This window comes from Pseudomonas asplenii (assembly GCF_900105475.1).
Lineage (GTDB): Bacteria > Pseudomonadota > Gammaproteobacteria > Pseudomonadales > Pseudomonadaceae > Aquipseudomonas > Aquipseudomonas asplenii.
Genome location: NZ_LT629777.1, coordinates 2,925,920 through 2,950,957 on the forward strand (window position 1 = coordinate 2,925,920; position 25,038 = coordinate 2,950,957).

The 25,038-nt window shown below is 61.2% G+C and carries 23 protein-coding genes; 17 read left to right on the forward strand and 6 right to left on the reverse strand.

Translation table 11 applies throughout. From position 1 onward, the window contains the following. Positions 1-28: 28 nt before the first annotated feature. The 4 genes from BLU37_RS13380 to BLU37_RS13395 all read right to left on the reverse strand — a co-directional run bounded on the left by BLU37_RS13380 (position 29) and on the right by BLU37_RS13395 (position 4,744). Positions 29-982, reverse strand: a complete 954-nt coding sequence (locus BLU37_RS13380) for a hypothetical protein (RefSeq protein ID WP_010448659.1) — start codon at positions 980-982, stop codon at positions 29-31. Between the two features lie 17 nt (positions 983-999). Beyond that, complete coding sequence (locus tag BLU37_RS13385; RefSeq protein WP_010448658.1) at positions 1,000-2,715, reverse strand: proline--tRNA ligase; 1,716 nt, start codon at positions 2,713-2,715, stop codon at positions 1,000-1,002. A 119-nt stretch (positions 2,716-2,834) separates the two neighbouring features. Beyond that, positions 2,835-4,385, reverse strand: a complete 1,551-nt coding sequence (locus BLU37_RS13390; protein WP_081354357.1) for an AmpG family muropeptide MFS transporter — start codon at positions 4,383-4,385, stop codon at positions 2,835-2,837. Positions 4,386-4,429: 44 nt separating this feature from the next. Beyond that, a complete protein-coding gene (locus BLU37_RS13395; protein WP_231986212.1) occupies positions 4,430-4,744 on the reverse strand; it encodes an MGMT family protein in 315 nt (104 codons plus the stop codon). Positions 4,745-4,942: 198 nt separating this feature from the next. Here BLU37_RS13395 and BLU37_RS13400 point away from each other — a divergent pair, with 198 nt between their 5' ends. From BLU37_RS13400 to BLU37_RS13440, 9 genes are all read left to right on the forward strand, one after another. Then, positions 4,943-5,950 carry a DUF481 domain-containing protein gene (locus BLU37_RS13400; RefSeq protein WP_010448655.1) on the forward strand — a complete coding sequence of 336 codons (1,008 nt, stop codon included), beginning with the start codon at positions 4,943-4,945 and terminating at the stop codon, positions 5,948-5,950. A 133-nt stretch (positions 5,951-6,083) separates the two neighbouring features. Next, positions 6,084-6,815, forward strand: a complete 732-nt coding sequence (locus tag BLU37_RS13405) for a HugZ family pyridoxamine 5'-phosphate oxidase (protein WP_090205575.1) — start codon at positions 6,084-6,086, stop codon at positions 6,813-6,815. A 65-nt stretch (positions 6,816-6,880) separates the two neighbouring features. Continuing rightward, positions 6,881-7,354, forward strand: coding sequence for an FxsA family protein (locus BLU37_RS13410; RefSeq protein WP_090205578.1), 474 nt, complete (start codon positions 6,881-6,883; stop codon positions 7,352-7,354). Between the two features lie 257 nt (positions 7,355-7,611). Further along, complete coding sequence (locus tag BLU37_RS13415) at positions 7,612-7,905, forward strand: co-chaperone GroES (RefSeq protein ID WP_010448650.1); 294 nt, start codon at positions 7,612-7,614, stop codon at positions 7,903-7,905. A 50-nt stretch (positions 7,906-7,955) separates the two neighbouring features. Further along, entirely contained in the window at positions 7,956-9,602 is a 1,647-nt protein-coding gene (gene groL / locus BLU37_RS13420) for a chaperonin GroEL (protein ID WP_010448648.1), read from the forward strand. A 259-nt stretch (positions 9,603-9,861) separates the two neighbouring features. Continuing rightward, complete coding sequence (gene colR / locus BLU37_RS13425) at positions 9,862-10,545, forward strand: two-component system response regulator ColR (protein WP_090205581.1); 684 nt, start codon at positions 9,862-9,864, stop codon at positions 10,543-10,545. After that, positions 10,535-11,815, forward strand: a complete 1,281-nt coding sequence (locus BLU37_RS13430; protein ID WP_090205583.1) for a sensor histidine kinase — start codon at positions 10,535-10,537, stop codon at positions 11,813-11,815. The genes colR and BLU37_RS13430 overlap by 11 nt, the downstream gene beginning before the upstream one ends. A gap of 302 nt (positions 11,816-12,117) precedes the next feature. Then, positions 12,118-12,834, forward strand: coding sequence for a lipopolysaccharide kinase InaA family protein (locus BLU37_RS13435; RefSeq protein WP_019363534.1), 717 nt, complete (start codon positions 12,118-12,120; stop codon positions 12,832-12,834). Then, positions 12,834-13,061, forward strand: coding sequence for a hypothetical protein (locus tag BLU37_RS13440; RefSeq protein ID WP_029379500.1), 228 nt, complete (start codon positions 12,834-12,836; stop codon positions 13,059-13,061). The genes BLU37_RS13435 and BLU37_RS13440 overlap by 1 nt, the downstream gene beginning before the upstream one ends. A gap of 66 nt (positions 13,062-13,127) precedes the next feature. Here BLU37_RS13440 and gap read toward each other — a convergent pair whose 3' ends face one another. Then, positions 13,128-14,129, reverse strand: a complete 1,002-nt coding sequence (gene gap, locus BLU37_RS13445) for a type I glyceraldehyde-3-phosphate dehydrogenase (RefSeq protein ID WP_010448638.1) — start codon at positions 14,127-14,129, stop codon at positions 13,128-13,130. Positions 14,130-14,341: 212 nt separating this feature from the next. Here gap and edd point away from each other — a divergent pair, with 212 nt between their 5' ends. From edd to BLU37_RS13465, 4 genes are all read left to right on the forward strand, one after another. Beyond that, on the forward strand, positions 14,342-16,168 hold the full coding sequence (gene edd, locus BLU37_RS13450; protein WP_090205586.1) for a phosphogluconate dehydratase: 1,827 nt from the start codon (positions 14,342-14,344) through the stop codon (positions 16,166-16,168). Then, positions 16,165-17,124, forward strand: a complete 960-nt coding sequence (locus BLU37_RS13455) for a glucokinase (protein ID WP_090205588.1) — start codon at positions 16,165-16,167, stop codon at positions 17,122-17,124. Before edd ends, BLU37_RS13455 begins: the two co-directional genes overlap by 4 nt. Positions 17,125-17,311: 187 nt before the next feature. After that, positions 17,312-18,043 carry a response regulator gene (locus tag BLU37_RS13460; protein ID WP_090205591.1) on the forward strand — a complete coding sequence of 244 codons (732 nt, stop codon included), beginning with the start codon at positions 17,312-17,314 and terminating at the stop codon, positions 18,041-18,043. Then, positions 18,033-19,493, forward strand: a complete 1,461-nt coding sequence (locus BLU37_RS13465; protein WP_090205594.1) for a HAMP domain-containing sensor histidine kinase — start codon at positions 18,033-18,035, stop codon at positions 19,491-19,493. The genes BLU37_RS13460 and BLU37_RS13465 overlap by 11 nt, the downstream gene beginning before the upstream one ends. Here the strand turns inward: BLU37_RS13465 and BLU37_RS13470 are convergent. Further along, positions 19,462-20,106, reverse strand: coding sequence for an AP2 domain-containing protein (locus BLU37_RS13470; protein ID WP_090205596.1), 645 nt, complete (start codon positions 20,104-20,106; stop codon positions 19,462-19,464). The two genes, BLU37_RS13465 and BLU37_RS13470, sit on opposite strands and share 32 nt — an antisense overlap. A 343-nt stretch (positions 20,107-20,449) precedes the next feature. Here BLU37_RS13470 and BLU37_RS13475 point away from each other — a divergent pair, with 343 nt between their 5' ends. The 4 genes from BLU37_RS13475 (at position 20,450) to BLU37_RS13490 (ending at position 25,037) form a co-directional block, all read left to right on the forward strand. Further along, on the forward strand, positions 20,450-21,718 hold the full coding sequence (locus BLU37_RS13475) for a D-mannose isomerase (protein WP_090205599.1): 1,269 nt from the start codon (positions 20,450-20,452) through the stop codon (positions 21,716-21,718). 138 nt (positions 21,719-21,856) lie between these two features. Beyond that, positions 21,857-23,143, forward strand: a complete 1,287-nt coding sequence (locus BLU37_RS13480; protein WP_010448691.1) for an ABC transporter substrate-binding protein — start codon at positions 21,857-21,859, stop codon at positions 23,141-23,143. A gap of 147 nt (positions 23,144-23,290) precedes the next feature. Then, positions 23,291-24,199, forward strand: coding sequence for a carbohydrate ABC transporter permease (locus BLU37_RS13485; RefSeq protein ID WP_010448688.1), 909 nt, complete (start codon positions 23,291-23,293; stop codon positions 24,197-24,199). Then, positions 24,192-25,037, forward strand: a complete 846-nt coding sequence (locus tag BLU37_RS13490) for a carbohydrate ABC transporter permease (protein WP_090205602.1) — start codon at positions 24,192-24,194, stop codon at positions 25,035-25,037. Before BLU37_RS13485 ends, BLU37_RS13490 begins: the two co-directional genes overlap by 8 nt. Position 25,038: the final 1 nt, after the last annotated feature.

The following is a 25,038-nucleotide window of genomic DNA, read 5'->3' on the forward strand; positions in this document are numbered from 1 at the left end:
CAAGCCTCTAGCCACAGGTGAGAGTGATTCAGCTTGCCCCTGGGTCAGCCACCAGGCGCCCTGCATTCCTGGTCAGCGACTTGAGGAACTCACGCTGCAACTCGGGATCGTTGCGGGTCAGTTCGATCAGGCTCTGTTCCAGTTCGCTGGCTTCCTCTTCCAGGCCCAGTTCCGACAGGCGCTTGACCCGATGCACCCACTGGCCGACATCATCGCCCTCGAGATCGTCGTAGATCAGGGCATGAGCCTCGACCAGCTTGCCGCGCAGCTTGCTGCTGATCGACAGGCTGGAGTCCGAATGAATCTCGTCCTGGGCGTCCTCGACACGAATGGTCAGGTTGCTGATGTGGTTCAGGTCCTGTTCGGCAAACGGGCTGTCCAGCAGGTTCAGGCGCAGGACACCATGACGATCGGTGGTCAGCTCGTAGGTCTGCTGACCGGCAAGCACTTGCACCGGTCGTTCGGCCCAGGGCAGGCTGGAATATTCCACGCGCTTGTCGCGCTGGACCTCCTCGATGCCCGCCAGGTTTTGCTGCGCCCGGCCGTGTGACTGCATGTTCATGAACGGATTGAGGCCATCCACGCCATAACTGAGCCAGTCGTGGGTCACGCTGGTGGGCAAGGAGCCGAGCGCGAACACGTTGACGACATTGGCGCCGATGCCTCCGACCAGGGCGACGGCGCCCAGCGGTATCTCGTAGGCCTTGCGCCAGGGCTGGTAGGGGGTATAGCGGTCGTAGCGACGGGTGACATCGAACTCGGTGACTTCGAACGTCTTCTGCTCGTGAATCCGTACGCGGCGCTGTGGCAGCTCGAGGGTTTTCGGGTCGCCGACATCGATCTGCAGGCTATGCTCGAGCAGTTTTCGCTCGACGCGTTCCTCGTGCTCGCTGCGCTGTGACATCGGATTGGCACAGCCGCCGAGCAGCAGGGCGCCGCACAAGGCGGCGCCCCCGAGGGTCAAGGTACTTCGATTGGACATGAGGTTTCTATCTGGGCTCAGCGACGGATACGGGCCTGGAGGAACGACAGTACATCGGCAACCGGCAGCGCTTGCGCCTCGCTTTCGGTACGGCTCTTGTATTCCAGGTTGCCTTCGGCCAGGCCGCGGTCGCTGACCACGATCCGGTGAGGGATACCGATCAGTTCCATGTCTGCGAACTTGATACCCGGGCTGGTTTTCTTGTCACGGTCGTCCAGCAGCACTTCGAAACCGGCGGCGGTCAGTTCCGCGTAGAGTTTGTCGGTGGCTTCGCGAACCTGCTCGGTTTCGTAGCGCAGCGGTACCAGGGCAATCTGGAACGGTGCGAGGCTGTCGCTCCAGATGATGCCGTTTTCATCGTTGTTCTGCTCGATGGCCGCAGCCACCACGCGGGAAACACCGATGCCGTAGCAACCCATGGTCAGGATGACCGGCTTGCCGTTTTCACCCAGGACCTGGCACTTCATCGCTTCGCTGTACTTGGTACCCAGTTGGAAGATATGCCCGACTTCGATGCCGCGCTTGATTTCCAGGGTGCCTTTGCCGTCCGGGCTAGGATCGCCGGCCACGACGTTGCGCAGGTCGGCGACGGTCGGTACGGGCAGGTCACGTTCCCAGTTCACGCCGAAATAGTGCTTGTCGTCGATGTTCGCGCCGATGCTGAAGTCGCTCATCAGGGCGACCGAACGGTCGATGATGATCGGCAGTGGCAGGTTCAGCGGACCGAGGGAGCCAGCGCCGGCGCCAATGGCGTCGCGCAGTTCGGCGTCGGAAGCCATCACCAGTGGGTTGGCTACGCCAGGTTGCTGGGCGGCCTTGATTTCGTTCAGCTCATGGTCGCCACGGACGATCAGGGCGATCAGCTTGCCCTCTTCCTCGGCGTGAACGATCAGGGTCTTGACGGTCTTTTCGATCGCCAGGTTGTAGCCTTCGACCAGTTGCGCGATGGTTTTCGCGTCAGGGGTATCGACCAGGCGCAGTTCCTCGGTCGGCGCAGGGCGCGAGGTTTCGCGCGGCACCGCTTCGGCCTTCTCGATGTTGGCCGCGTAGTCGGAGCCGTTGCTGAAGGCGATATCGTCTTCGCCGGATTCGGCCAGCACGTGGAACTCATGGGAGCCGGCACCGCCGATCGAGCCGTTGTCGGCTTCCACCGGACGGAAACGCAGGCCCAGGCGGGTGAAAATGTTGCAGTAGGCCTGGTGCATGCGGTCGTAGGTGACCTGCAGCGACGCCTGGTCGGCGTGGAAGGAGTAGGCGTCCTTCATGATGAATTCGCGACCGCGCATCAGACCGAAGCGTGGGCGGATCTCGTCACGGAATTTGGTCTGGATCTGGTACAGGTTGATGGGCAGCTGCTTGTAGCTGCTCAATTCGTTGCGGCACAGATCGGTGATCACTTCTTCATGGGTCGGGCCGGCGCAGAAGTCGCGATCATGGCGATCCTTCAGGCGCAGCAGTTCGGGGCCGTATTGTTCCCAACGACCGGATTCCTGCCACAGCTCGGCCGGCTGGATGCCCGGCATCAACACTTCCAGGGCGCCGGCTGCGTCCATTTCCTCGCGCACGATGGCTTCAACCTTGCGCATCACGCGCAGGCCCATCGGCAGCCAGGTGTACAGGCCGGAGGCGAGTTTGCGGATCATCCCGGCGCGCAGCATCAGCTGGTGGCTGATCACGACCGCATCGGAAGGCGTTTCTTTCAGTGTGGCGAGCAAATATTGACTGGTGCGCATGAATTGGCCGTTGTCGGTGCTTATGACAGGAAATAGCGGGACATTGTACGGGCGTGATCCGGCGACGTACAGGCATGTGGCGGGTCTGACACGGGGGAGTGCTGCTCCCCCCCCTGTATTTATTGGCCTTCCTGGGTTTCCCCGGTCGAAGAAGGCGTGGTGCCACCGCGGCGAGCCTCCTGATACCAGTGCAGGGCGATCAGCAGCAGGGTCGGAATGCCCATTATTGCGGTCACGACGAAGAACTGGTGATAACCGAGTTTCTCCACCATCACACCCGAGTAACCGCCGATCAGTCTTGGCAGCAACAGCATGATCGAGCTGAGCAGGGCGTACTGGGTGGCGGAGAACTTCAGGTTGGTCAGGCTCGACAGGTAGGCGACGAATGCCGAAGTCGCCAGCCCCGAACTGAAGTTGTCCAGAGAGATGGTGACGATCAGCATCTTCAGGTTCGGCCCCATGTCGGCCAGCAACATGAACAGCAGGTTGGTCGCGGCCGAGGCGGCGCCGCCGATGAACAGAATCGGCAGGATACCGAAGCGTACGATCAGCAGGCCGCCCATGCCGGCGCCGAGCAGGGTCATGATCAGGCCGAAGATCTTGCTGACGCCGGCGATCTGGTCCTTGGTGAAACCCTGGTCGATGTAGAAAACGTTGGCCATGACCCCCATCACCGTGTCCGACATCCGATAGGTGGCGATCAGTCCGAGCAGCAGCAGCGCCTGCCAGCGATAGCGCAGGATGAAGTCGTTGACCGGTGTCAGGACTGGTGCCAGACCACGTCGGCCCATGCTCGACAGGCAGAGTGCGGTCAGGGTGGTGTAGAGGATCGCGCGCAGGAAGGCGCGGTCTTCTAGCAGCAGGTCGAGCAGGCTGACGCCGTGGAACAGCACGCTGGCGAAATTGGTGTTGTACAACTGGGTGAACATCGCCGGTACCGAGACCAGCAGGATGATCAGGACGAAGACCGAGGCCAACTGATGCACGAAGCTGTAGCGTCCAGCCGACAATTGCGTACGCAGCGGTACCGGTGGTTCGCGCATGAGCAGGGTGGTGATCAGCGCCGGGATCATCAGTACGCCGAACAGCACGTAGGTGCCGGTCCACGCCGAGTGCTTGTAGCTGAAGCCGGTAGAGCCGAAACCTTCGGCGAAGAACAGCGCACCAGCCGTCGCCAGCAGTGCCGCGACCCGATAACCAGACATATAGCTGGCGGCGAGGGCAGCCTGCTGGCTGTCGTTGGCGATTTCCAGGCGGTAGGCGTCGACCGCGATGTCCTGGGTGGCGGACGCGAAGGCGACGATCACGGCAATCGCGATCAGCCAGGACAGGTGCTTTTGCGGGTCGCAGAAACCCATGCCGACCAGGCCGAGAACGATCAGTGTCTGTGCCAGCACCAGCCACGAGCGGCGGCGTCCCAGTTTGCCCAGTAGCGGCAGGCGCCATTGGTCGAGCAAGGGCGACCAGACCCACTTGAAGGCATAGGCCAGGCCGATCAGGCTGGCATAGCCAATGGTTTCTCGGGCCACGCCGGCTTCGCGCAACCAGACCGATAGCGTTGAAAACACCAACATGTAAGGCAGACCGGCAGCGAAACCGAGCAGCAGCAACACTAATGTCGACGGGCTGGCATAGGCAGCGAGCGCGGCGCGCCAGGTTTTACGGGGCATGGGCTGGAATCTGCCTCAGGGTTGACGGAAACAAAGCGCGCACTCTAACCGCTGTGCTCTATCGGGCGCCAGCCATGACGCTTGATATCGACGCGATTGTTCAGGACGCTGAGGCCTTCGGTGCGCAGCCGGGCGCGTTGCTCGTCGCCGGACGGGCTGCCAGCGGGCAGGCTGATCCGACCGCCGGCGCCCAGCACCCGGTGCCAGGGCAGACGGGTGTCGGCCGGCAGTTGACTCAAGGTGCGCCCGACCCAGCGGGCGGCCCGGCCGAGACCGGCCAGTTCGGCGAGCTGGCCGTAGGTGACCACTTTGCCCTCGGGAACCTGGGCCAGGGTCAGATAGAGGGCCGTACGGCGCATCTGGGCGGGGGTTTCGCTGGCGCTTGCGTCGCTCACACGGCCGTTCCTGTAGGGAATTATCGCCTTTCAAGTAGGCGGTTTCTGTTTATCGGGCTGCGTCATTGAACTCGATGCCGGTTGGCTGGTCAGTGCTTGCTCAGGCGGCATCCAGCGCGATAATGCCGGTTTTTTCTTGCAAACCCGAGTCCTGTGTTGCCCATGTTTTCCAGAACCCTGCTGTGTCTCGCTGTTTTCAGTGCCTCCACGCCCCTGCTGGCCGATACCGTCTGGTTGAAGAACGGTGACCGCCTGAGCGGCAAGATCAAATTGTTCGATGGCGGTAAATTGGTGGTTCAGACCACCTATGCTGGCAACGTTGCGTTGGACTGGTCCCAGGTCAAGACCCTGGAAAGCGATCAGGAGCTGCTGGTCAAGCAGGATGCCTACAGCGGCGAGAAGGCCAAGTCCTTGCAGGCGGCCGATGCCGGCAAGGTGACCTTGGCCAACGGCGAGGCACCTAAAACCGTGGATCTGGCCAGTATCCAGCAGATCGTCAAACCCAAGCCGCTGATCGAGGATCTGGTCTGGAAGGGCAATGTCGACTTGGCCATGGACTACAAGCGCGCGGAAAAGGACACCGATGACTACGACATCGACTTCAAGACCACGGCCCGTCATGGCGCCTGGCGCCACCACGCCGAAGGCGAGTACAACCGCGAGTTCCAGGATAATGTGGTGACCACGGACAACTGGGGCGTTGAGTATGCCCTCGACCGCTTTCTCACCGAAAAATGGTTCTGGCAGGGGCGCCTGACCTACAAGCGCGACCGGGTCGAGGACCTTTCGCGTCAGCGTACCGTCGGTACCGGTCCCGGTTATCAGTTCTGGGATGACGAGTTGGGCGCGTTTTCCCTCGGCTCGCTGGTCAACAACACCGATTATGAGTATTCCGACGGCGAGAAGAAGAACTTCTATTCATTGGGTATGAAGTGGGATTACAACCGCTACCTGGTCGGCAAAACCGTCGAGCTGTTCACCAACGGTGAAGTCGGTCGGCCGCTGAGTGGTCCTTCGAAGTATTCCCTCGATGCCCAGCTTGGCCTGCGCTACAAGGTCACCGAATGGGCCTCGCTCAACCTCAAGGCTGAACGCGACATTATCAATGGCGACGACGAAACCAGCCTGAACAAGACCCGCTACACCGTCGGCTTCGGTGTGGCCTGGTAATTCCTTCTTTCCTGCAAGACCGCTGTTCGGCGGTCTCTGGTCGTCGGGCGCGCTGCCCCTGCCGGCCTGGCTGCTGGCAACCGTCGCTGATAATGATTACCTTGTCACTGAGTTGCCAATCAGGAGTCATAAGGTGAGCGTTGAAGTAGCCAAGAATGCGCGCGAGTTGTTGCTCAAGGAGTATCGGGGGGTATTGTCGACGCACTCCAAGGCCATGCCCGGTTTTCCGTTTGGCTCCGTGGTGCCTTATTGCCTGGATGAGCAGGGGCGCCCGCTGATCCTGATCAGCCGTATCGCCCAGCACACGCACAACCTGCAGAAAGATCCGAAATGTTCGCTGCTGGTGGGCGAGCGTGAAGCCGAGGACGTCCAGGCGGTCGGTCGGCTCACTTACCTCGCCGAAGCGCAAAAGCTCGCCGAACCAGAGGCCATTGAAGCTGCCGCCGAGCGTTACTATCGCTATTTTCCGGACTCGCAGAACTACCACAAAGCCCATGACTTCGACTTCTGGGTCCTCAAGCCGGTGCGCCATCGCTACATTGGCGGGTTCGGCGCGATCCACTGGCTGGATCAGATAACACTGGCCAATCCGTTTGCCGGCAAGGCCGAGGCGAGCATGGTCGAGCACATGAACAGTGACCATGCCAATGCCATCGGCCACTACGTGAAATTGGCCGGGCTGCCCGCTGGCGTGCCGGCACAACTGGCGGGAATCGACACCGAGGGCATGCACCTGCGGATTGGCCAGGGGCTTTACTGGCTGGGCTTCGAAACACCTTGCAATACGCCAGCAGAGGTCCGTGCAGCCCTGGTTTCTCTGGCTCGCGCTGAACAATGGCCGAAAAAGCAGGCCGTTGAGGGTTGAATTCACGAGACATCGACGTCATCTGTTATTGACTGGAAGGACTTCTTCCGTAGAGGACTTATTCGATGCGCGCTTTTTTGTTGCTCTTTCTACTGTTTCCAGTGTTGGAGCTGTACGTATTTTTCCAGGTCAGCACGGCCATCGGGTTCTTCCCAGCGTTGGCGTTGATCATTCTCGGCTCGGCGATCGGTGTGCTGGTGTTGCGAGTCGCCGGCCTGACGACGGCCTTGCGCGCTCGTGAAAGCCTGAGTCGTGGCGAGCTGCCAGCGCAAACCATGCTGGAAGGCCTGATGCTCGCCTTGGCTGGCGGCCTGCTGCTGTTGCCGGGCTTTATCAGCGATGTTTTCGGCCTGCTGTTGCTGCTGCCGATGACGCGCCGTCTGGCGGCCGACCGCATGCGTCGGCGCGCCGAGGAGCAGGCCTTGCGTCAACGGGCTTTCGCCGATGACCTGCATGCCCGTGGCCAGTCCGCTGCAGCGCCGGCCAATGGTCGTCAGCCGCAAGTGATCGAAGGTGAGTTCGAGCACCGCGATTCCTGAGTGATTCAGCAAAACAGACACGGCACCTTCGGGTGCCGTGTCTGTTTTGGCCGCTCGCCGGGTTGCAAAAAAAATCGTCGGCCGCCCTTGTAATCGCCATTGGCGCCCCTATGTAACGGTCACCGCAAGGTTTTTGGCGTAAATCGCCAGACAGTATTCCGCGGTTCGCTTGCCGAGCCGTCACCGGCAACGCCGGATTTGCTAATTGGCCGGTACTGATACCGGTCGCTGAAAACCATAATTAGGAGAGATCGACAATGAAGCTTCGTCCTCTGCATGACCGCGTCGTCATCCGTCGCAGCGAAGAAGAAAAGAAAACCGCCGGCGGCATCGTGCTGCCAGGTTCGGCTGCTGAAAAAGCCAACCATGGTGAAGTTCTCGCTGTAGGTGCCGGCCGTGTGCTGGACAATGGTGAAGTCCGTGCGCTGTCTGTAAAGGTGGGTGACAAGGTCGTATTCGGCCCTTACTCCGGCAGCAACACTGTGAAAGTAGACGGCGAAGACCTGCTGGTAATGAGCGAGAACGAAATTCTCGCCGTTATCGAAGGCTGATTCCCCGCTCATTCTTCCCGTTACTACAAAGTATTTAAGGAATAACGATCATGGCTGCTAAAGAAGTTAAATTCGGCGACTCCGCCCGCAAAAAAATGCTGACTGGCGTCAACGTCCTGGCTGACGCGGTAAAAGCGACCCTGGGCCCGAAAGGCCGTAACGTGATCATCGAGAAGAGCTTCGGCGCTCCGACCATCACCAAGGACGGCGTTTCCGTAGCCAAGGAAATCGAGCTGGAAGACCGTTTCGAGAACATGGGCGCGCAGCTGGTCAAGGACGTTGCCTCCCGTGCCAACGATGACGCTGGCGACGGCACCACCACCGCCACCGTTCTGGCTCAGTCGATCGTCAACGAAGGCCTGAAAGCCGTTGCTGCCGGCATGAACCCGATGGACCTCAAGCGCGGTATCGACAAGGCGACCATCGCCGTCGTCAAAGAGCTGAAGGCAATGTCCAAGCCATGCGCGGACACCAAGGCCATCGCTCAGGTCGGCACCATCTCCGCCAACTCCGACAGCTCCATCGGTGACATCATTGCCGAAGCCATGGAAAAAGTCGGTAAAGAAGGCGTGATCACCGTTGAAGAAGGCTCGGGCCTGGAAAACGAACTGTCGGTCGTTGAAGGCATGCAGTTCGACCGTGGCTACCTGTCCCCTTACTTCGTCAACAAGCCGGACACCATGACCGCCGAACTGGACGGTCCGCTGATCCTGCTGGTCGACAAGAAAATCTCCAACATCCGCGAAATGCTGCCTGTGCTGGAAGCCGTTGCCAAAGCCGGCCGCCCACTGCTGATCGTGGCTGAAGACGTCGAAGGCGAAGCCCTGGCGACTCTGGTTGTGAACAACATGCGTGGTATCGTCAAGGTTGCTGCCGTCAAGGCACCAGGCTTCGGCGACCGTCGCAAGGCCATGCTGCAGGACATCGCCGTTCTGACCGGCGGTACCGTGATCTCCGAAGAGATTGGCCTGAGCCTGGAAAGCACCACCCTGGAGCACCTGGGCAGCGCCAAGCGCGTTACCCTGTCCAAGGAAAACACCATCATCGTCGACGGTTCCGGCGTGCAGGGTGATATCGAAGCGCGTATCGCTCAGATCCGTGCCCAGGTTGCTGAAACTTCCTCCGACTACGACCGTGAAAAACTGCAAGAGCGTCTGGCCAAGCTGTCCGGCGGCGTTGCGGTGATCAAGGTTGGCGCCGGCTCCGAAGTCGAAATGAAAGAGAAGAAGGCCCGCGTTGAAGACGCCCTGCACGCTACCCGCGCTGCTGTGGAAGAAGGCGTGGTTCCTGGCGGTGGCGTGGCACTGATCCGTGCCCTGCAAGCCATCAGCGACCTGAAAGGCGAAAACGCCGATCAGGACGTCGGTATCGCTGTACTGCGTCGCGCCGTTGAAGCGCCGCTGCGCCAGATCTCCGCCAACAGCGGTGACGAGCCAAGCGTCGTGGTCAACGAAGTCAAGAACGGCAAGGGTAACTTCGGTTACAACGCTGCCAGCGGCCAATACGGCGACATGATCGAGATGGGCATCCTGGACCCAACCAAGGTCACCCGTTCGGCTCTGCAGGCTGCATCCTCCATCGGCGGTCTGATCCTGACCACCGAAGCTGCGATCGCCGAAGCACCGAAGAAAGACGCTCCATCGGCTGGCGGCATGCCAGACATGGGTGGTATGGGCGGTATGGGCGGCATGATGTAAGCCACCCGGCACCTGCCTGAAAAAAAGCCCCACCTTGTGTGGGGCTTTTTTATGCCTGCGATCTGCCGCCAGGCCGTGTACGAGCGCGTTGAGTCATCTGCAGGGCATGGGCGGTAAGCGATTCTGCCGGGAGCGGTGTTTCCTGCCTGTGAGCCAGGGGTGAAAAAAACATTAAATTTGCCCGCCCTAGTCGTAGGCTGAGCTACACCGTAAGCTGCGCGGGGCAAGACGGTCGTTACCGCGTACGGAGAGAGTACCCATGCGAATTCTACTGGTTGAAGACAACCGCGATATCCTCGCCAACCTGGCCGACTACCTGGGGCTTAAAGGCTACACCGTCGATTGCGCGCAGGACGGCCTCTCGGGTTTGCACCTGGCGGCCACCGAGCACTATGACCTGATCGTGCTCGACATCATGCTGCCCGGGATCGATGGCTATACCCTCTGCAAGCGCCTGCGTGAGGATGCCCGGCGCGACACGCCCGTGATCATGCTGACCGCCCGCGATCAGCTCGATGACCGCTTGCAGGGTTTCAAGTCGGGGGCCGACGACTACCTGCTCAAGCCTTTTGCGCTGTCCGAGCTGGCCGCGCGTATCGAGGCTGTCCTGCGGCGTGCCCAGGGCGGCGGCCGGCGGGCTCTGCAGGTCAGTGATCTGAACTATGACCTCGATACCCTCGAAGTGACGCGTCAGGGACGCCTGCTCAAACTCAATCCAGTCGGTTTGAAGCTGCTGGCGGTATTGATGCAGAAGAGCCCTCACGTGCTGCGCCGGGAAGTGCTGGAAGAGGCGTTGTGGGGTGACGATTGCCCGGACAGTGACAGCCTGCGCAGCCACGTGCATCAGTTGCGTCAGGTGATCGACAAGCCATTCGACAAACCGTTGCTGCACACCGTGCACGGTGTCGGTTACCGCTTGGCCGAGGGGCGTGATGGAGTTTAAGCAGAGTCTGGCCCAGCGCATCATCATCGCCTTTGCCTTGATGAGCGCGCTGGTGGCGGGCACCTTCGCCATGGGCATCATTGCGGTGGTCCATCTGGTCGAGGAGAAGCTGATCTCCGCTGGGCTCGGCGGCGACCTGCAGCGCCTGCTGCTGATGGATAACGTGAGCGACTGGAGTCACCGTCCCGAGCCCGATCAGCTGTTCTATTACAGCGGCGGCAAGGGCGATTTCGAGCTGCCCAAGGACCTGCGGCACCTCGACCCGGGTTTCCACGAGGTATTTCGCGAGCAACTGTCCTATCACGCAATGGTCGAGGTGGTCGACGGTCGGCGTTATGTGCTCCTGCAGGATCAGAGTGATTTCGAGGAGCGCGAACGGGTGCTGTTCGCCGTGGTGCTGGTGGGGTTCGTTCTGGCCCTGGTACTGGCGGTGTTCCTGGGCTGGGTCCTGGCGCGACGAGTGATGGCTCCGGTGGTGAGACTGGCACGCCAGGTGCGCCATCGCGACCAGTTGCTTGGTTTCGCGCCTCTGCTGGCGCCCGACTACGCGGCCGACGAGGTCGGCGAGCTGGCGGTTGCCTTCGACGCAACGCTGGGGCGCCTGCGCGATGCGTTGACCCGTGAGCGGTTGTTCACCAGTGACGTCAGTCATGAGTTGCGCACGCCGCTGATGGTCCTGGCCAGTTCCTGCGAGCTGTTGCTGGAAAACCCGGCGCTCGATCCGCGCGGGCGCAATCAGGTCGAACGAATCGCCCGCGCCAGTGGGGAAATGCGCGAACTGGTGCAGACGTTCCTGATGCTCGCCCGGGCCCAGCGGGAAGATGGCAGCATGTCGCCGCAAGTCTCGTTGAGCGTGGTGGCTGAAGATCTGGTTGGCCTATGGCGTGCCCCGATCGAGGAGAAGGGCCTGACGCTGATTTTCGAACCGGGCAGCCCGCTGAGCACGCGCTATAACGCCACGTTCCTCCACGCAGTGATGGGCAACCTGTTGCGCAATGCCCTGCACTATACGGAGCAGGGGTTTATCCGGCTGACCCTGGAACCGACCGGTTTCGTGGTCGAGGACAGCGGTGTCGGGATTCCCGAGGAGAAACGCGAAGCGATGTTCCAGCCGTTCGTTCGCGGCGATGAAAAACGTGGAGAAGGCCTGGGCCTGGGCCTTTCGCTGGTGCAGCGGATCTGCGAGAACCAGGGCTGGCATGTCAGCCTGACGACCATGGAGCCCAATGGTTGCCGTTTCCAGGTGGATCTGGATCGTTCCAGCACCTGATGACCTTCCGTCTCCCTGTCAGGGGGGGCACAGACTTGCACGGGGTTCACGAATGTGGCCCCCTGCTATTATCGTCGACCTGTAAAAAAATGTAATGGTTGGTTCGGGACGCTCTAGCATTTTCCCCAGGCAACAATCTGCGGCAGTTGGCCTGTCCAGGCGGATATCCGAATCATTACGTTTTTGCCGACGGCGAAGATTGAATAAGAATTCAAACGCGTGGGTTTCGGGCTAGCGATATCGAGACCTTTTTCCTTCCTTACGCCATGTGGCGGATTGTATCTCACACAAAAGGTAGCAGGATGACCGTTGAATGCGCTTCGTATGCGGCAGGAACCACCACGGATCGTTTCGAACATTTCTGGACGCGCAAAGGTGAGTGGGTGGAAGAGCCCAACCGGCGTCGGGGTGGCGAGAGTGGGGTGCAACGCGTAGTGGGCACAACCGGTCGACTGTTGTATGTGAAACGTCAGGTGGGGCATCTCTATCGCAGTCTGCTGCACCCATTCGGTCGTCCGACCGTTCTGCGCGAGCAGGACGCACTGAAGAGTCTGCGCATGCTTGAGGTCGGCGTACCGGAACTGGTGTTCTGTGGTGCGCGTCGCGATACCGGCGGGCAGTGGCAGGCGTTGCTGGTGACCGCTGCTCTGGAGGGGTTCTGCGAGATCGAGCAGTGGTACGCCGACGGTGGGCGTGAGCGGCATGGCGAGGTTGTGCACGATCGTCTGCTGCAGGAACTGGCCAACACGCTGGCCCGCATGCACCGTGGGCGCTGGCAGCATGGTTGCCTGTATATCAAGCACCTGTTCGTCCGGGTTGTCGGTGAAGGCGAGTCGGCCAGTGTCGAAGTGGCTCTGCTGGATTTCGAGAAGGCACGTCAGCGCTTGAGCCGCCGGCGTGCGGCGCAGCACGACCTCAAACAACTGCGGCGCCATTCGTCGTGGAGTGAAGCGGATTGGAAGCGGCTAAGCTACTTTTACAGTATGGCGTTTGGCAGCACCATCAAAGGCTTACGATGATGAAGTTAGAAATGGCTAGAGGTTTGTTTTTACTCGGTGGATTGGCTGTCGCTTCCCTGGCGCTGGTGGTCTGGGAACAGCCTCAACCTCAGGTGCTGAGCATGGCCCAGGCGGGCGAGCGTTGTCCCTTGCCACGGGTGGCCAAGGTGGCGGCCCATGTCCAGCCCACCCACGACCTGCTGTTGTTCGTGTTCGGTCTTTCCCAGGGGCTCAAACCGCAAAGTTGAGCCCCGGTCTTCCCTCGAAAGCCTCGTGATCGACGAGGCTTTTTCTGCTCGCGCGCACGCGCGCCGTCATTGTGCGTTGCACAGCGCCAGGCAGTTATCCAGCATGCGGTTGGAGAAGCCCCACTCGTTGTCATACCAGGCCAGGACCTTGAGCAGCTTGCCGCTGGCCTTGGTGTGGTTGGCGTCGAAGATCGATGACAGTGGATTGTGGTTGAAGTCACTGGAGACCAGCGGCAGGGTGTTGTAGCCGAGAATCTTCGAATGCTGGCTGGCTTCCTTGAACAGTGCGTTGATTTCGTCGGCACTGGCTTCGCGCTTGAGCTGTACGGTCAGGTCGACCAGTGACACGTTGATCACCGGCACACGCACGGCCATGCCCGTCAGCTTGCCGGCCAGGGTCGGCAGCACCAGGCCGACGGCTTCGGCCGCGCCGGTCTTGCTCGGGATCATGTTCTGGGTCGCCGAGCGGGCGCGATACGGGTCGGTATGGTAGACGTCGGTCAGGTTCTGGTCGTTGGTATAGGCGTGGATAGTGGTCATCAGGCCGCTTTCGATGCCCAATTCGCGATGCAGCACCTGGGCCACCGGAGCCAGGCAGTTGGTGGTGCACGAGGCGTTGGAGATGATCTCGTGCGACTGGCGCAGAATGTCGTGATTGACCCCGTAGACCACGGTGGCATCGGCACCCTTGGCCGGGGCGGAAATGATCACCTTGCGCGCGCCGGCGCTGATGTGCGCGGCGGCCTTGGCGCGGTCGGTGAACAGACCGGTGCATTCGAACACCACGTCGATCTTCTCGGCTGCCCAGGGCAGCTCGGCCGGGTTGCGGATCGCGCTGACGGCAATACGGTCACCGTTGACGGTCAGGCTTTCGTGGTCATGTTCTACGCTGGCATCGAAGGTGCCGTGGACAGTGTCGTATTTGAGCAGGTGGGCATTGATCGAGCTGTCGCCGAGGTCGTTGATGGCGACGACCTGCAAGTCCTGGCGGTAACCTTGGGTATAGAGTGCGCGGAGGACGTTGCGGCCGATACGACCAAAACCGTTGATTGCAATGCGTAGCGTCATGATAAAAGCGCCTGTCGTAATTTTGTTGTTGGAATTACAAGATTATTCGCATAGAAATAGAAAACAAGCCTTTTTAATGGCAATATTTTGTTTTATCTACAACGAGTGACCTGAATCAACGGGTCCGGATGAACGAAAAGCCCCGTCAACCGAGGCGTTCGCTCACTTCAGGGCACACAGGTCGCCATATCCGTTAGCCTGGAGTTCTACACATGCATCCCCGCGTTCTTGAGGTCACCGAACGGCTTATCGCCCGCAGCCGCGCCACCCGCGCGGCGTATCTGGCACTGATTCGCGGTGCTGCCAGCGATGGCCCCGTGCGCGGCAAGCTGCAATGCGCGAACTTTGCCCATGGCGTGGCCGGATGCGGCAGCCAGGACAAGGAAACCCTGCGGATGATGAATGCCGCCAACGTGGCGATTGTTTCGTCCTATAACGACATGCTCTCCGCGCATCAGCCTTACGAGACCTACCCGGAGCAGCTCAAGCAGGCCCTGCGCGAGATCGGCTCGGTCGGCCAGTTCGCCGGGGGGGTGCCAGCGATGTGCGACGGCGTGACCCAGGGCGAGCCGGGCATGGAACTGGGGATCGCCAGTCGCGAAGTGATCGCGATGTCGACCGCGGTGGCGCTGTCGCACAATATGTTCGATGCGGCGCTGATGCTGGGCATCTGCGACAAGATCGTGCCGGGCCTGATGATGGGATCGCTGCGTTTCGGTCATCTGCCGACTATCTTCGTGCCCGGTGGGCCGATGCTTTCGGGCATTTCCAACAAGCAGAAAGCCGATGTCCGCCAGCGTTACGCCGAAGGCAAGGCCAGCCGTGAGGAACTGCTGGAATCGGAGATGAAGTCCTACCACAGCCCCGGCACCTGCACCTTCTACGGCACCGCCAACACCAACCAGTTGCTGATGGAGGTCATGGGCCTGCACTTGCCGGGCGCGTCCTTCGTCAACCCGAATACACCGCTGCGCGATGCCCTGACCCGCGAGGCGGCGTTCCAGGTCACACGCATGACCAGGCAGAGCGGCAACTTCATGCCGATCGGCGAGATCGTCGATGAGCGCTCGCTGGTCAACTCCATCGTTGCCCTGCATGCCACCGGCGGTTCGACCAATCACACTCTGCACATGCCGGCCATTGCCCAGGCGGCGGGTATCCAACTGACCTGGCAGGACATGGCCGATCTTTCCGAGGTGGTGCCGACGCTGTCCCACGTCTACCCGAACGGCAAGGCCGACATCAACCACTTCCAGGCGGCAGGCGGCATGTCGTTCCTGATCCGCGAACTGCTTGAGGCCGGTCTGTTGCACGAAGACGTCAACACCGTGGCCGGCCGTGGCTTGAGCCTCTACACCCGCGAGCCGTTCCTGCAGGACGGCGAACTGGTCTGGCGCGAGGGGCCGATCGAAAGCCTTGATGAAAACATCCTGCGTCCGGTGGCCCGTGCCTTCTCGCCTGAAGGTGGCCTGCGGGTGATGGAAGGCAACCTTGGGCGCGGGGTGATGAAAGTTTCCGCCGTGGCGCCTGAGCATCAGGTCGTTGAAGCGCCGGCGCTGGTGTTCCAGGACCAGCAGGACCTGGCCGATGCCTTCAAGGCCGGCCAACTGGAGAAAGACTTCGTGGCGGTCATGCGCTTCCAGGGGCCACGTTCCAACGGCATGCCGGAACTGCACAAGATGACCCCGTTCCTCGGCGTCCTGCAGGACCGTGGCTTCAAGGTTGCACTGGTGACCGATGGCCGTATGTCCGGCGCTTCGGGCAAGATTCCGGCGGCGATCCATGTCTGCCCCGAGGCCCATGTGGGCGGCGCGTTGGCGCGGGTGCGGGACGGCGATGTGATCCGTGTCGACGGGGTGAAGGGGACGCTGAAAGTGCTGGTCGATGACGCGGAATTCGCAGCGCGCGAGCCGGCGGTCGGTCTGCTGGGTAATAATGTCGGCTGTGGCCGCGAATTGTTCGGCTTCATGCGCATGGCCTTCAGCTCGGCGGAGCAGGGGGCCAGTGCCTTCACTTCGGCCCTGGAGACCCTTGAATGAAATTGGCCCTGGTTGGCGATATCGGCGGCACCAATGCCCGCTTCGCCCTGTGGAAAGACAACGGCCTGGACTCGGTGAAGGTGCTTGCCACCGCCGATCACGTGTGCCCGGAAGACGCCATCAAGGTCTACCTGGATGGGCTGGGCCTGCCGTTGGGGGCCGTTGGCGCGGTGTGTCTGTCGGTGGCGGGGCCGGTGAGCGGCGACGAGTTCCGTTTCACCAATAACCATTGGCGCCTGAGCCGCAAGGCGTTCTGCGCGACCCTGCAGGTTGACGAGTTGCTGCTGGTCAACGACTTCTCGGCCATGGCCCTGGGGATGACTCGTCTCGAGCCCGATGAGTTTCGCGTGGTCTGCGAAGGTACGGCGGAACCGCACCGGCCGGCGGTGGTGATCGGCCCCGGTACCGGCTTGGGCGTTGGCACCCTGCTGAACCTGGGTGAGGGTGGATTCATGGCCTTGCCGGGGGAAGGTGGGCATGTCGACCTGCCCCTGAGCAGCCCCCGTGAAACCCAGCTGTGGCGACATATCCATGACGAGATCGGTCATGTCAGTGCCGAGACCGCCCTTAGCGGTGGCGGCCTGCCGCGGGTCTACCGGGCGATCTGCGCGGTGGATGGGCACCAGCCTGTCCTGGAGACGCCGGAGGCGATCACCGCTGCCGGCCTCGCGGGTGACCCGGTGGCGCAGGAAGTGCTGGAGCAATTCAGTTGCTGGCTGGGTCGGGTGGCGGGCAACAACGTGCTGACCACCGGAGGGCGTGGCGGGGTTTATATCGTCGGTGGCGTGATCCCGCGTTTTGCCGATTTCTTCATCAAGAGCGGCTTCGCCAGAAGCTTTGCCGACAAGGGCTGCATGAGCGATTACTTCAAGGGCATTCCGGTGTGGTTGGTGACGGCGCCGTATTCCGGGCTGATCGGGGCGGGGGTGGCCTTGCAGCAGGCGCTTTGCGACTGATTCGGTGTTGGCTTCTTCGTGGGCAAGCCCGCTCCCACGGATACGGTGGAACCCTTGGGTCCACCGATTCCTTGCAGGAGCGGGCTTGCCCGCGAAGAGGCCCTCAAGATCAACACATCTTCACCGCTCAATCGATTGAGGCATAATCCGCGTTTCGGTCCTAACCACAACAACAGGGACATCCCCCGTGAGCGCATTCAGTAAGTCCATTCTCCTGGTCGATGATGATCAGGAAATCCGTGAACTGCTGGACACCTACCTCAGTCGTGCCGGTTTTCAGGTGCGCACGGTCGGTGATGGCGCCGGTTTTCGCCAGGCGCTCAATGAAGCGCCGAGTGACCTGGTCATCCTCGATGTGATGCTGCCCGACGAAGACGGCTTCAGCCTCTGCCGCTGGGTCCGCCAGCACCCGCGCCAGGCCCACGTTCCGATCATCATGCTGACCGCCAGTTCCGACGAGGCAGACCGGGTGATTGGTCTTGAGCTTGGCGCAGACGATTACCTCGGCAAACCCTTCAGTCCCCGTGAGTTGCAGGCCCGGATCAAGGCTCTGCTGCGCCGTGCCCAATTCGGCCAGGAACGCGCTGGCAGCGAAGTGCTGGCCTTCGACGAGTGGCGCCTGGACACGGTCAGTCACCGCTTGTTCCACGTCGACGGTGAAGAGGTGATTCTTTCCGGTGCCGACTTCGCCCTGCTCAAGCTGTTTCTCGACCATCCCCAGGAAATCCTCGATCGCGACACCATCGGCAATGCCACCCGTGGACGCGACCTGATGCCCCTGGACCGGATCGTCGACATGGCGGTCAGCCGCTTGCGCCAACGCCTGCGCGATACCGAGAAACCTCCACGGCTGATCCGCACCGTGCGTGGCAGCGGTTACCAGTTGGCTGCCAACGTCACCGCCGCCAATGCTCTCTGAACTGCGCCAGCGTCTGCCGGTGCCACGCTCGCTGCTTGGGCGGATGCTGCTGCTGACGTTGCTTGCAGTGCTGTTGGCCCAGGCGCTGTCCAGTGTCATCTGGCTTTCGCAATTGCGTGCAACCCAGCTCGAAGGGCTGGTCACCAGTGCCCGTAGCCTGGCCCACTCGATGACGGCCAGCGTCAGTTACCTGCGCTCGTTGCCCCTGGCCTATCGGCCACTGGTGCTCGACCAGTTGCGCAGCATGGGCGGGACACGATTCGTCGTGACCCTCAACGACAAGCCGCTGGACATGCAACTGCTTGGCCCGACCCCACGCAAGACGGCGGTACTCGAAGCGGTCCACGAGGTGCTGCGCCAGTCCCTGGGCAATGACGTCGATATCACGGTGAACTTCGTCAGCCCCGACAATCTGCGGATCTTCAACGGCGGTCTGAAGCTCGACGAACTGCCGCGTTCCTGGGCGCACTACGCGCTGACCCTGGAACCGGTGAATCCGCCGGTACTGGTCACGCAGATCCAGATGTCGCCCGGCGAATGGCTGTATATCGCCTCGTTGTTGCCCGAACCCTATACCAGCCTGGAAGAGGAGGGGCTACCGTCCCAGCAGGTCTGGTTCATTCTGCTCACCAGCGGTTTCCTTTTGCTGTTCATCGGTCTGCTGGTGCATTGGCAGAGTCGGCCACTCAAGCGCCTGGCCCGTTCGGCACGGGATATGTCGCTGGGGGCGGAGGAGGTGCGTCCGGTAATGGAGGGCGGTGGCAGCGAAGTGATGGAAGTCGGGCGGGCGCTCAACACCATGCGTGAGCGCATCAGTCGCTACCTGACCGAGCGCAGTCAGTTGTTCAGTGCGATCTCCCACGACCTGCGTACGCCCATCACCCGCCTGCGCCTGCGAGTCGAGTTGCTTGAGGATGAGCAACTGCAACTGAAATTCGGCCGCGATCTCGATGAGCTGGAGATGTTGGTCAAGGGCGCGTTGCAATGTGTGAAGGACACCGATATTCACGAGAATATCGAGCCGGTGGACCTCAACCAGGCCCTTGATACCTTGGTCGAGTGTTACCTGTCGCCCAACGGCAATGGTCTGGTCAGTATCAACGGGCGGGCGCAGGCAAGTTATCCGGGCAAGCCGCTGGCCCTGCGTCGCTGCATGGGCAATCTGATCGACAATGCCCTCAAGTATGGTGAGCGGGCGCACCTGCACATCGAGGACGATGACAGTGCTTTTGTCCTGCACGTCGACGACGAAGGACCGGGGGTACCCGAGCAGCGCCTGCAACAGGTTTTCGAGCCGCATTTTCGCCTGTCCGGCCACCAGCAGGGCTATGGCCTGGGTCTGGGCATCGCCCGCAACATCGCCCATAGCCATGGCGGGGAAGTCAGTCTGCAGAACCTGCGTGGAGGTGGCTTGCGGGTTACTTTGTGCTTGCCGCGAAATGTCGACTGATCGACAACGAGGCTTGTTCCGGGCTGATGCTCAGTGGCGGCCCCTGGTCGTCCGGCAGGTGACTGTCTGCTGAGGTGCGGCGACACCGGGCCTGGCCGATGGCTGCCTGGATACGGTGCTCGCGCATGCGTGTGTTGTTCTGGCTGAAATGCTGCTGCAAGGCCTGCATGGCCTGCTCGTAGGGTTCTTCGCAAAGTGCCAGTTGCTGTTGGCGCTCATTCAGGGCCAGGCATTTGGCCTGCTGCTCACCGTACCGTTCGACGCTGAAACTGCGGCTCAGGTTGTAGCCATGGATGCGGGTGCTGGCGCGCCAGTAACCGATGTTGTTGGTTTCGAGCCTCATGACTCCCGGATGCCCGCTGGTGTTGTGGGGCAGCAGGCGTTGGCGACTTTCATAGGTCTGCACCGCCGGCATTTTCAGCACCAGCGCATTGCGACACGACTCGGCGGCCAGGTGTGCGGGCTGTTCGCCGCCGTGCTCCGCGAAGGTGAATACCTCGCTCAGCAGCTTGCCGCCCCGGCGTACTTCCACCTTCCAGGCGTACTGCCGATTTTCCTGGTGCAATGGAAAGATGCAGCATTGGCGGGCCGGATATGCAATGTCGTTTGCCATGGGGTATGCCTCTTCGGGTGGGCGTCGGTTTTTCATGGAGCCTTTCAGGGATGACAGTGAGCGAGATTCGCTCAGGCAAAGGGACGCATCAATGTGGGAAAAGGCTTTAGGGATAGCTCCTACATGGAAAAGAGAAGCAGCCTAGTCGGCATTTTTCCTACTTTGGCTCATGAAAGAACCTGATCAAAACGCGGCTGCAGAGGGCTCTAATTGTCACTGTCTGGTGACATTATCGTCAGCCTTCGTTACCTGCCGCCGCCTGGGCGCTGGTTAGAATCCGCAGCACGACAGGCCAGTGACCTGCTCCTGAATACGCTCCTGAATAACAATAAAGGTGAAGAGCATGACGGGCGACAGCCTTGAATTTTCGTTCGGCAGCTGGCTGAACGCTTCTGCCCACAGAGCCTGGTTGATGGCCGAAGGACAGCGCCTGTTGGCGTTCGCCAGGGCCGCCCGGCTCGATGAAGGGTTCGGCAATCTCGACGGGCAGGGTCGCCTGCCCGCTCAGGCCATGGCCGAAACCATGAATACTGCCCGCATGACCCACTGTTTTGCCATGGCCCATATCCAGGGCATTCCTGGCTGCCTGCCGCTGGTCGAACATGGTGTTGCCGCGCTCTGGGGCCCGCTGCGTGATGCAACCTTCGGTGGCTGGTACGCGGCGCCGGAACACCGTGATGGCAACCGTGGCAAGGCTGCCTATCTGCATGCCTTTGTCGCCCTCGCCGCGAGTTCGGCGGTGGTCGCCGGCTGCGCGCAAGCCCAAGACCTGCTGGCCGAAGCGATCCGGGTGATCGACACGCATTTCTGGAGCGAAGAGGAGGGCGCGCTACGCGAGTCCTTCGCGCGTGACTGGAGCAACGAGGAAGCCTATCGCGGTGCCAACAGCAACATGCATGGCACCGAGGCATTCCTGGCCCTGGCCGATGTCACCGGCGACAGTCGCTGGCTGGATCGCGCATTGCGTATCGTCGAACGGGTGATTCACCAGCAGGCGGGAGGTAACGGCTTCACCGTCATCGAGCACTTCGACCGGGATTGGCAGCCGTTGCGCGAATACAACCAGGATAACCCGGCGGACGGTTTCCGTCCTTACGGCACGACGCCGGGACACGCCTTCGAGTGGGCCAGGTTGCTGCTGCATCTCGAGGCGGCTCGCGATGCAGTGGGACTGCTCACGCCAGACTGGCTGCTGGAAGACGCCCGCCAATTGTTTGCCGGTGCCTGTTGCCATGCCTGGAACGCCGATGGCCGACCGGGGCTGGTCTATACCCTGGATTGGGACAATCGCCCGGTGGTGCGCGAGCGTCTGCACTGGGTGCATTGCGAAGCCAGCGCGACGGCGGCAGCCCTGTTGCGGCGCACGCGAGAGCAGCAGTACGAAACCTGGTACCGACGTTTCTGGGACTTCAACGAGCTGCATTTCATCGACCGGCTATACGGCAGCTGGCATCACGAACTGGACGAGCACAATCGGCCCAGCGCCAGGATCTGGGGCGGCAAGCCCGACCTCTATCATGCCTACCAGGCACTCCTGTTACCCTGCATGCCACTGGCGACAAGTCTGGCGAGCGCTCTGGCTCGGCACTTTGCCGAGGAAGCCGGAGTCTGAGCCATGGGCTTGGCCTATGTAACCATGCAGTGACATTCGCGCGTCCCTTCGTTACCTGCGAAGGCATGCGCCTTTACTAGAATCCGTTGCAGCGCAAGCACCAGACTTGCATGCATAACAACAAGAAAGGTACTTCAGATGAATTCGATTTCTCGCCTCGCCGCAGTGATTTCCCTCGCCTCGTTGTTCCCGCTCAGCGCACTGGCTGCCGACTCCAAAGGGAGTGTGGAAGTGGTTCACTGGTGGACGTCCGGTGGTGAAAAAGCTGCGGTCGATGTCCTCAAGGCCCAGGTAGAAAAAGACGGTTTCACCTGGAAAGACGGCGCTGTCGCCGGCGGTGGCGGTGCCACAGCCATGACCGTACTCAAGAGCCGCGCCGTAGCCGGCAACCCGCCTGCTGTCGCCCAGATCAAGGGCCCCGACATTCAGGAGTGGGCATCCACCGGCCTGCTCGACACCGACGTCCTCAAGGATGTCGCCAAGCAAGAGAAGTGGGACAGCCTGCTCGACAAGAAAGTCTCCGACACCGTGAAGTATGAAGGCGACTACGTAGCCGTGCCGGTGAACATCCACCGCGTCAACTGGCTGTGGATCAACCCCGAGGTCTTCAAGAAAGCCGGTATCGAGAAGGCACCGACCACCCTCGAGGAATTCTACGCCGCAGGTGACAAGCTCAAGGCTGCCGGTTTCATTCCTCTGGCCCATGGTGGCCAGCCTTGGCAGGACAGCACCGTGTTCGAAGCGGTGGTGCTTTCCGTGATGGGCGTCGACGGTTACAAGAAAGCCCTGGTTGACCTGGACAACGCAACCCTGACCGGCCCGCAAATGGTCAAGGCGCTGACCGAACTGAAGAAAGTCGCGACCTATATGGACGTCGACGGCAAGGGCCAGGACTGGAACCTGGAAGCGGCCAAGGTCATCAACGGCAAGGCCGGCATGCAGATCATGGGTGACTGGGCCAAGAGCGAATGGACCGCCGCCAAGAAAGTCGCCGGCAAGGATTACCAGTGCGTTGCCTTCCCGGGTACCGACAAGGCCTTCACCTACAACATCGACTCCCTGGCGGTGTTCAAGCAGAAGGACAAAGGTACGGCTGCCGGCCAGCAGGACATCGCCAAGATTGTACTGGGCGAGAACTTCCAGAAGGTCTTCAGCATCAACAAGGGCTCGATCCCGGTGCGTAACGACATGCTGGCCGACATGACCAAGTATGGCTTCGACTCCTGCGCGCAGACCGCTGCCAAGGACTTCCTGGCGGATGCCAAGAATGGCGGCCTGCAGCCGAGCATGGCGCACAACATGGCGACCACGCTGGCCGTACAGGGTGCGTTCTTCGACGTCGTGACCAACTACATCAACGACCCGAAAGCCGATCCGGCTGATGCGGCGAAGAAACTCGGTGCGGCGGTCAAGTCCGCCAAGTAAACGCCCACCTTTGTAGGGGCGTGGCTTGCCCGTGAAAGCGGTATGTCAGTCAACGAGTGAGTCGTCTGATCCGGCGCTTTCGCGGGCAAGCCCTGCTCCTGCAGAGAGAGGTTGATGTAGTTCCTATTTCTTGTACTGGATTTTCCCATGAGCTCTGTTGCTACGTTCAGCAAGGCCTCGCCGTTCGATTTCCTGCAACGCTGGCTACCCAAGCTGGTGCTGGCGCCGAGCATGTTCATCGTGCTGGTGGGTTTCTACGGCTACATCCTGTGGACGTTCATCCTGTCGTTCACCAACTCGACTTTCCTGCCGACCTACAAATGGGTGGGTCTGGCGCAATATGCGCGGCTGTTCGACAACGACCGCTGGTGGGTGGCGAGCAAGAACCTCGCGCTGTTCGGTGGCATGTTCATTGGCATCACCCTGGTGATTGGTGTGATGCTGGCGGTGTTCCTCGACCAGCGTATCCGCCGCGAAGGTTTCATCCGCACCATCTACCTGTATCCGATGGCGCTGTCGATGATCGTCACCGGTACCGCCTGGAAGTGGTTGCTCAACCCGGGCATGGGCCTGGACAAACTGCTGCGCGACTGGGGCTGGGAAGGCTTCCGCCTGGACTGGCTGATCGACCCCGACCGTGTCGTCTACTGCCTGGTGATCGCTGCGGTCTGGCAGGCCTCGGGCTTCATCATGGCGATGTTCCTCGCCGGTCTGCGCGGGGTCGATCAGTCGATCATCCGTGCGGCCCAGATCGATGGCGCGAGCATGCCGAAGATCTACTGGAAAGTGGTGCTGCCCAGCCTGCGTCCGGTGTTCTTCAGTGCGGTGATGATCCTGGCGCACATCGCGATCAAGAGCTTCGACCTGGTGGCGGCGATGACCGCTGGCGGTCCTGGCTACTCGTCCGACCTGCCGGCGATGTTCATGTATTCCTTCACCTTCAGTCGCGGCCAGATGGGCATGGGCTCGGCCAGTGCGATTCTGATGCTCGGTGCGATTCTCGCGATCATCGTGCCTTACCTGTACTCCGAGCTGAGGACCAAGCGTCATGACTAGTCTCACCGCCAAACCTTCCCTCAGCCTGAGCCGCATTGCTATCTACGCGGTGCTGATCATCGCCGTGCTGCTGTACCTGGTGCCGCTGGTGGTGATGCTGCTGACCAGCTTCAAGTCGCCGGACGACATCAGCACCGGCAACCTGCTGAGCTGGCCGACGGTGTTCACCGACATCGGCTGGATCAAGGCCTGGGCCACGGTCAACGGCTACTTCTGGAACTCGATCAAGATCACCGTCCCGGCGGTGCTGATTTCTACTGCCATCGGTGCGTTGAACGGCTATGTGCTGTCGATGTGGCGCTTTCGCGGTTCGCAGCTGTTCTTCGGGCTGCTGCTGTTCGGCTGCTTCCTGCCGTTCCAGACCGTGTTGCTGCCGGCCTCGTTCACCCTCGGCAAGATGGGTCTGGCCAGCACCACCAGCGGCCTGGTGTTCGTTCACGTGGTGTATGGCCTGGCCTTCACCACGCTGTTCTTCCGCAACTACTACGTGAGCATCCCCGATGCCTTGGTCAAGGCGGCACGCCTGGACGGCGCGGGCTTTTTCACCATCTTCCGGCGGATCATCCTGCCGATGTCGACCCCGATCATCATGGTCTGCCTGATCTGGCAGTTCACTCAGATCTGGAACGACTTCCTGTTCGGCGTGGTGTTCTCCAGCGGTGATTCGCAGCCGATCACGGTGGCGCTGAACAACCTGGTCAACACCAGCACCGGGGTCAAGGAATACAACGTTGATATGGCGGCGGCGATGATCGCCGGGCTGCCGACCCTGCTGGTCTATGTGGTCGCAGGCAAGTATTTCGTGCGCGGGCTGACGGCCGGCGCAGTCAAGGGGTAAT